This is a genomic window from Mycobacterium sp. TH-M25 (genome assembly GCF_057473665.1).
This window is the reverse complement of sequence record NZ_JBYCLA010000579.1, coordinates 1-7,276: the sequence shown is the minus strand read 5'-3', so window position 1 is coordinate 7,276 and position 7,276 is coordinate 1. Positions and strand designations below refer to the sequence as shown.

6 protein-coding genes and 1 pseudogene are annotated in these 7,276 nt (G+C 65.2%); 6 read left to right on the top strand and 1 reads right to left on the bottom strand.

What is annotated here, in order from left to right; genetic code table 11:
* A partial coding sequence (locus AC2VOU_RS19365) for an acyltransferase domain-containing protein (protein WP_486958814.1) occupies nt 1–1,958 on the top strand: 1,958 nt, incomplete at its 5' end.
* 61 nt (nt 1,959–2,019) lie between these two features.
* Nucleotides 2,020–3,279 carry a phthiocerol/phthiodiolone dimycocerosyl transferase family protein gene (locus AC2VOU_RS19360; protein ID WP_486958813.1) on the top strand — a complete coding sequence of 420 codons (1,260 nt, stop codon included), beginning with the start codon at nt 2,020–2,022 and terminating at the stop codon, nt 3,277–3,279.
* On the opposite strand, the gene AC2VOU_RS19355 is transcribed toward AC2VOU_RS19360, so the two are convergent.
* Nucleotides 3,272–4,102, bottom strand: coding sequence for a class I SAM-dependent methyltransferase (locus tag AC2VOU_RS19355; RefSeq protein ID WP_486958812.1), 831 nt, complete (start codon nt 4,100–4,102; stop codon nt 3,272–3,274). The two genes, AC2VOU_RS19360 and AC2VOU_RS19355, sit on opposite strands and share 8 nt — an antisense overlap.
* Before the next feature lie 155 nt (nt 4,103–4,257).
* Between AC2VOU_RS19355 and AC2VOU_RS19350 the strand changes: the two genes are divergently transcribed.
* From AC2VOU_RS19350 to AC2VOU_RS19335, 4 genes and pseudogenes are all read left to right on the top strand, one after another.
* Nucleotides 4,258–4,950, top strand: a complete 693-nt coding sequence (locus tag AC2VOU_RS19350; RefSeq protein WP_486958811.1) for a flavodoxin family protein — start codon at nt 4,258–4,260, stop codon at nt 4,948–4,950.
* A gap of 60 nt (nt 4,951–5,010) precedes the next feature.
* Entirely contained in the window at nt 5,011–5,511 is a 501-nt protein-coding gene (locus tag AC2VOU_RS19345) for a DUF2505 domain-containing protein (protein WP_486958810.1), read from the top strand.
* A gap of 27 nt (nt 5,512–5,538) precedes the next feature.
* Nucleotides 5,539–6,279, top strand: a complete 741-nt coding sequence (locus tag AC2VOU_RS19340; RefSeq protein ID WP_486958809.1) for a nitroreductase family protein — start codon at nt 5,539–5,541, stop codon at nt 6,277–6,279.
* Between the two features lie 198 nt (nt 6,280–6,477).
* A pseudogene (locus AC2VOU_RS19335) lies at nt 6,478–7,276 on the top strand (hypothetical protein); the annotation flags it as partial.

Here is a 7,276-nt window from a genome sequence, read left to right as displayed (position 1 = left end):
CGGTGCTCGCCGGTGGTGAGCCGGTGACCGGGATCGAGCGGATTCAGCCGGTTTTGGTGGGGATGGGTTTGGCGTTGACCAAGCTGTGGCGGTCCTATGGGGTGCACCCCGATGCGGTGATCGGGCATTCGATGGGCGAGGTGACCGCGGCCGTGGTCGCCGGGGCGTTGACTCCCGCCGAGGGACTGCGGGTCATCACCACCCGCTCCACACTGATGGCACGACTCTCCGGACACGGCGCGATGGCGCTGGCGGAAGCTCCCGGTCTCGATTCAGTGCTACCGGAATTGCGGGCGGCGCTGGCCGATGTGGCACCGCGGGCGCCACGCATCCCAGTGAGCGTCACGAGCGGAGCAAAGCCGGTTTTCGATGCGGACTACTGGGCGGAAAACCTTCGTGCCCCGGTACGGTTGAACCAGACCGTGGCTGCCGCCGGCGCCGACTACGGCACCTTCGTGGAGGTCAGCCCGCATCCGGTGCTGGCCGACGCGATCAGCGACGTGATCGGCGACCATCACCACCACAGCATCGGAACCCTGCAGCGCGACACCCACGACACGTGGACGTTCCACACCAACCTCAACAGGACCCACACCACCCGCCCGCCGGAAACCGATCATCCCGCTGGACCCCATCCGGTTCTTCCACCCACCCCCTGGCACCACACCCGGCATTGGATGAGTTCCTCGGAACCGTCGGTGCGCCAGCCCGCGTCGCACTGGCTGAGGATCACCGAACGGTTGGAAGCCGCCGTATCCGCTGCCCGACCCGGTACCGTGCTCGGCGAGCATGTGGCGATCGCCACCACGCCGGCGGTGCATTTGTGGCAGGCATCGCTGAATCCGCAAGCCAAGCCATACCCGGGCACGTACCGTGTCGAGGGCGTCGAAGTGGTGCCGATATCGGTTCTGTTGCACACACTTTCATCCGCGGCAGCCGAATGCGGAGCGGCAGCTTTGTCCGACGTCCGATTCGAGCAGCCTCTCGTCGCCGACCAGCCGCGGGTGGTCCAGGTGGTAGCCGACGGCGAATCGGTCACGGTGTCATCAGGGTTGACGACGGGTGGCTCCACGGACGGCTGGATCAGCCACGCCAGTGCCCGGATCGTGCACACGCCCCACGACGACCGCGCAGTCCAGCGCCGCACCCCGGACTTGGCGGCCTGCGACGCGTCGTCGGTGGCCGGGTCGCGAGCCCAGTGCGGGATCGAGGGACTGCCGTTTGCGTGGTCGATTCATGCGTGCCGGTCGGCACCGGAGGCATTTGGCGCCGATGTGCTGTTGCCCGGGGCGTCGACTGTCGCGTTGCTGGATGCCGCCATCGACGTCGTGCGACAGGTGGACCGCGGCGGCCCTCGGCTGCTGGTTCCGGTGGCCGCCGACAGTGTCCGGTTGCATGCCGGTCTCGCCGATGCCCGCGGTGCCGTCGAGGTGCATCGGCGCGACAGCAACGACAACGAGGTGATCGTCGACATCGTCGCGACGACGCCCGACGGCACTATCTGCGTGGATATCCGGTCCCTTCGCTACCACGCCGCGTCGCAGTCCGAATCGGCACCGGTCATCTGGTCGCAGGTGTCCGGGGAGCAGATGGTCGACCAACTCGAGACCAAGCTGCAAACAGTGCTCGCCCGCGAACTGGGGATGCCGGCGTCAGCGGTGGGCGTGGACCGGGCGTTCCCTGAGTTGGGGCTCGATTCGACCATGGCGATGATCGTCCTACGGGAGACCACCCGATTGGTGGGCTTCGAAGTACCGGCGACGATGTTATGGGAAAACCCGACCATCTCTTCGTTGGCCAGGTGCCTGGCGGAATCGATCGCTGCACCGCACGCAGCCGACGGCGTCCCCGAGGAAAACCTTGCCGGGGTGACGCTCGACTCGCCGAGCGGTGTGTTGGACGAGTTGTTCGACCACGTGGAGTCGGCGCCGGTGGGTAGCGAGCACGGTAGTTTGTGATCACAACGACGAGCCCGGTCGGCTCGTCATCGCGTGCGCAAACGGTCAGGGGAGTAAGGGATTGTTTCCATCATCGGTCATTCGCAAGCTGGCCAACAGCGAGGAAATGCTCGCTGCGACGGAGCATTTCGTCGGACTCGGCGCCCATCTCGAGGGTCCGATCGATATCGACGCGCTGTCGGAGGCCTTCGATGCGCTACTCGAGGCGTACCCGATCTTGTGTGCCCGTCTGGAGCGGGACGCCGACGGGCGGCACCAGTTCGTCACCGATGATCTGCTGCACGCCGGACTCGAAGTCATCGAACTCGACGACCCGGACGCCGAGGCCCCAGCGCCACGATTCGACCAGAGCGAGGCGCTGGTCGGCCTTCGCGTGACCGTCCGCGCCGGCCAGGCGCACCCGACGCTCTATGTTCATCACGCCCTTGCCGACGGCCATCACATGTACGGCCTCATCGAGGAGTTGCTGTCCTTCTACACCGACCTGGTCTGCACCGGCAGCATTGGCCCGATCACCGCCGCGCCCGCGCCGGAGTCGATCGAGACTGTGCTGGCCGAGCGGGGCATCACCAAACAACAGCGCTCGGGGATCGAACGTTTTCTTCCGGCGATGTTCGCCTACGATCTGCCGCCCTCCCGACGAGCCGACACTGGCATCAAACCGGCTTCGCCGGTGCGAGTTCCGACGGTATCGTGCCGGCTCAGTGAGCAGGCGACACACGCCCTCGTCGAGTTGTGCCGCGCGCACGGGCTCGGCCTGCACGCGGTGCTCTCTGCGGTGATCCTCATCGCGGAATGGCAGCTCCGGGGCCGGCTCAACGTCCCGGTGCCATTCATTTACACCGTTGATCTGCGCTACTTTCTGTCGCCGCCGGTGTCGGCGACCGGGTGCACGAACCCGGTCGGGTTGGGGACTTATCTCGCCGAGATCGACCACAAGACCGGCGTCATCGACCTCGCCCGCGACATCGCCGCAACCTTCAAGGCTGACCTGGCCGACGGGGTGATCCAACAGTCTCGGTTGCACTTCAGCCCGCAATACGACGGAAATGCCCCGGGCTTACCGGATGTCGTGCTGCTCTCCGACAATGGCCTGGTCCCTCCGGTCCGGACACCGCCCGACGTGAAGGTGACGGCCACGCACGGCGAGATGTACTTCGTCGTCAGCGCGGGAATCGAGATCTACTTCACCCAGATCTTCGCCGAGCAGCTCAACGTCGAGTACCACTCGCACGGTCCAGCGCCGGAACGTTCGATCGAGCTGATCCGGTCGCTGCTCTGCGCCGTCGCCGAGCAGCATGCCGCCACCAGCGTCAGTTGACTGTCCCGAAGGTGTAACGGTGATATTGCAGTGCCCGCCGCAGCGGCGGGACGGCGCGCACCAGGTGCCGCGCCAACTGGAACACCGCCGATGCCCGGCGCAGCGTGTTCGCGTCGAAAAACGTGACGGCGGTAAGCAATCGGATCCCACGGACTCGTTGCACGACGTCGGCCGGACTATTGACGGCCCAATGCAGTGTCGAGCCGGACTGCCGCTGCAGGCGGTGCGCCTTCTGCGAGCGGATGGTGAGCCAGTTGTAGAAGTCGATCTGCAATTCACCGGATTCGAATCGGTCGACGACATGTTGGAGCAGGGCGATGCCGTCGCTTTCGGTCAGATACATGCTGATGCCTTCAGCCAGGAACAGCACGGGCCGGTCGGCAGGAATTCGGTCGAGCCAGGACGGATCGGTGGCCGCCGTGGCAATCAGGTGGTAGCGCGGGCGGCTCGGAAAAACCTTCTGCCGCAATGCGATTACCGCGGGATAGTCGACGTCGTACCATTCGACACCTGGGCCGGGATCCAGCCGGAACACCCGGCTGTCCAGTCCGCAGCCCACATGCACCACCGTCGCTTGCGGATTGGCGGCCAGAAACTCGCGGGCCCAAATGTCGTACTGGGCGGTTCGCACCGTCACCAGCGGCGTCCAGCGGTCGGACACCTTGAGTGCGCGCCAGTCGTAGTCGATGCGATCGACCGCGTCCTTGGCGAATGCGTCACCGAGGATGGGCCGATCCCAGTCGGCGTCCAGCGCTTTGCAGTACAGCGTCGTCAGCATAGTCTGTGCGGGGCCGCTGAGGTCGACGGCGACTTTGTCATTCACGGCCCAGAGCCTAGTGGTGATCGCAAGCGCGGCGGAGCCGGGCGCGGCGGGTCATCACGTGAGCAACCTAGTGGTGATCGCAAGCGCGGCGGAGCCGGGCGCGGCGGGTCATCACGTGAGCGGCCCAGTGCGCGACCTTCGATGATGGAGATGTGATGACGGATACGACGAAACCCGGTCGCGCTGAACGGCCTCCGCAGGTGTTGCTGCTCTACTACTCCTACACGGGGCAGTCGATCAAGGTGCTCGAGGCCGCGGGCGACGTCTTCCGCGCGCGTGGCTGCGAAGTGCACACAGCGGGGATCGAGTTCACCGATCGGCGGTATGCCGACCGGTTTTCGCGGTTCCCGATGCGACGGGTGTGGCCCGACATGCTCAGCGTGCTGGGCGCCCAGAAGCGCGGCGAGACCGGTGAGATCGTCATCCCCGACAACGCGCGCGGCGGTGATTACGACCTGATCTGTATCGGCTCACCGACCTGGTGGCAGACGGTGAGCATGCCTTTGCGCTCCTTCTTGAAGTCGGACGAGGCGGCTACATTGTTGTCCGGCAAGCCGTTTGCGGTATTTACCGTGTGTCGCCAGTTCTGGCGGGAAAACTTTGACGCGGTGCGCGAGCTTGCCGAACAGCAGGGCGGACACTTCGTCGACGAGATCCATTTCACCTATCCCGGCGATCCGCTGCGCTCCATGCTGTCGCTGACCAGTTACCTGGGGTCGGGCGAATACCGCAGGCGCTACCTGGGCATACCCATCCCGTCGACCAATGTGCAGCCAGTGCAGTTGGAACAAACCCGGACCTTTGCGGCTATGCTGGCGGATCGGTTGTTCGGCAAAGGATCTGGGTAAGCTGACCAGAAGTGCGCCTAGCCGCGATGACCATATACCTGTTGAGGAGTTCGCTCTACGATGTCGCGTTCGTTCGACGTGTCCGCCGACTCGACCGCCAGTATCGAGCAGGTTCATCAGGCCTTCAGCGGCGCGGACTACTGGCAGGCAAGGCTTGCGACGCTGCATGGCAGCACCACGCTGGAATCGTTGATCGTCGATGACGACCGGACCGTGCGGGTGGTCACCACCCAGGATTTGGGTCGCGACCTGCTGCCCGGACTGCTCACCAAATTCTATCGCCGCGATCTCACCGTCCGGCACACTGAAGTGTGGCGGCCGACCGACGGCCAGTTGCGCGGCGAGATCAGCGTCGCGGCGTCCGGGGCGCCGGGATCGGGTTCTGGTAGCGCACTGGTCGCGCCGATCGACAACGGTTGCCGGATGACCTTCACCGGGGTTGTCGAGTTCAAAGTCCCGCTGGTCGGCGGTTCCGTCGAAACCTTCATAGCGCGTGAGTTCACCCGGGAAATCCCGGAAATCCAGAAGTTCACCGCGACGTGGATCACCGAGAATGCCTGACACCCACACCGAGGTAGGACGCCACAGATGAGCGACGCGCCGCGTATCGACCCGCCGGCCTCGGCGCGGTCACCGGTCGCGCCGGCCACCACGGAGGCGCTGGCCGGTCTGAACATGCCGCTGATCGAGGCGATGATGACGCAGCGGGCCGTTCGGCGCGTCCATCCCGACCCCGTCGATGACGCAGTGGTGTTGAAGTGCATCGAGTTGGCGTTGCGCGGCCCCACCGGCGCCAACGGACAGAACTGGGAATTCATCGTCGTCAAGGACCGCCGCGTCATAGAAAAGCTCGCCGAGCGTTACCGGCGGGGCTGGAAGTTCTCCTACGGCGGACTGCTCAGCAGGGCGGGCGACAACGACCCGTCACTGGCCAAGGTCATCCGCGCGGCGCAATGGCAAGTCGACCACTTCACCGAGATCCCGGTTCTGGTGGTGGCCTGCCTGCGGTTGACCGTCCGCGAAGGGCGGGTGCCGTCTTCGGTGATGCCCCATGCCGCCCTGTCCGGATATTGGGGTTCGATCTACCCCAGCGTGCAAAACCTTCTACTGGCGGCGCGCGCGATGGGCTTGGGCGCATCGCTGATCACCCTGCCGCTGTGGGGAGTCCGGCGGGCCCGCAGGATTCTCGGCCTGCCGCGTTCGGTGACGCCCTGCTGCGTGGTGGCGCTCGGATGGCCGCGCGGGCGCTACGGCCCGACGACGCGGTTGGCCGTCGAGCAGGTCGTCCACCTCGACACCTACGGCAACCGCGCTTGGTTGGGCAACTGATCGACGACGTGGACAAGAATTAGTCGGCACACCACACGATCCAACCGCGGCTCCGCGCCGAATGCATGTCGACAGGAATCCGATCAGGTACGTGGACTGAGCGGCTCTCAGATCGATCCGGGGGACCGAATGCAGGCTGCTTTGCGACCGTACGTCTTGGCAAGTGCCGCCGCGCTGGCGACGAGCATGGTCGCAGCCATGCCGCTTGCTGCGCGCTCACCCCAGCTTCCGGTGCGCAGTATCGCGACTCGCCTCGTCGACGCCGACTCGATCCTCAACGTTCCGGTCAACCTGTTCGACGACCTCGCGAACATTCCGTACAACGAGGTGCAGGGGTTGAACGTACTCGCGGATTCGCTGCTGTTCAGCGGGAACATTTTCGTTCCCAACGCCACGAACCTCTTTGGAACAGACCCCGGTGACATCGGCCACTACATGGGGATCATCGACACGGCGATCCCGTTCTCGTCGATATCCGGGCTGGATCAACCGGAAATCGATCCCGTAGCCGATGCGGATGGTACGGCGGGCTTGGGCCAACAACTGGCGCTGCTGGCGGCGGCGGAGCTCCCGATTAGTGCGTCCTGCGACGCCGAGACCTGCGCGCCGATCGTCCCAACGGACGTGGTCACCGGCAGCACAGACTTCGACCGAGTCATCGAGTTCGTGGAGACGATCACCGGACAGGAGCCCCTCGGAATATTCGACAACTGGTTAACGGTCCCCCTTTCGGAGTTGACGAGCGGGGACTTCACGTTCACCTCCGCCGACGACGCGGGACTCGTCGACCCCAGCCCCGACACCGGCCCGGACGGAGCGGTGACAAGCCTTTACGGTTTCGACGGCACAACCGATCCGACTGGCGCCACCGCCGGCCTGATGCCGTGGGCCGGCGACACCTTCAAGCTGAACCTGTTCGGTCCCTTCGAGGACTTCTACAACAGCTTGATAGCTGCGCCGTCGACCTCCGGCATCGACGGCACCGGTATCGAGCTTC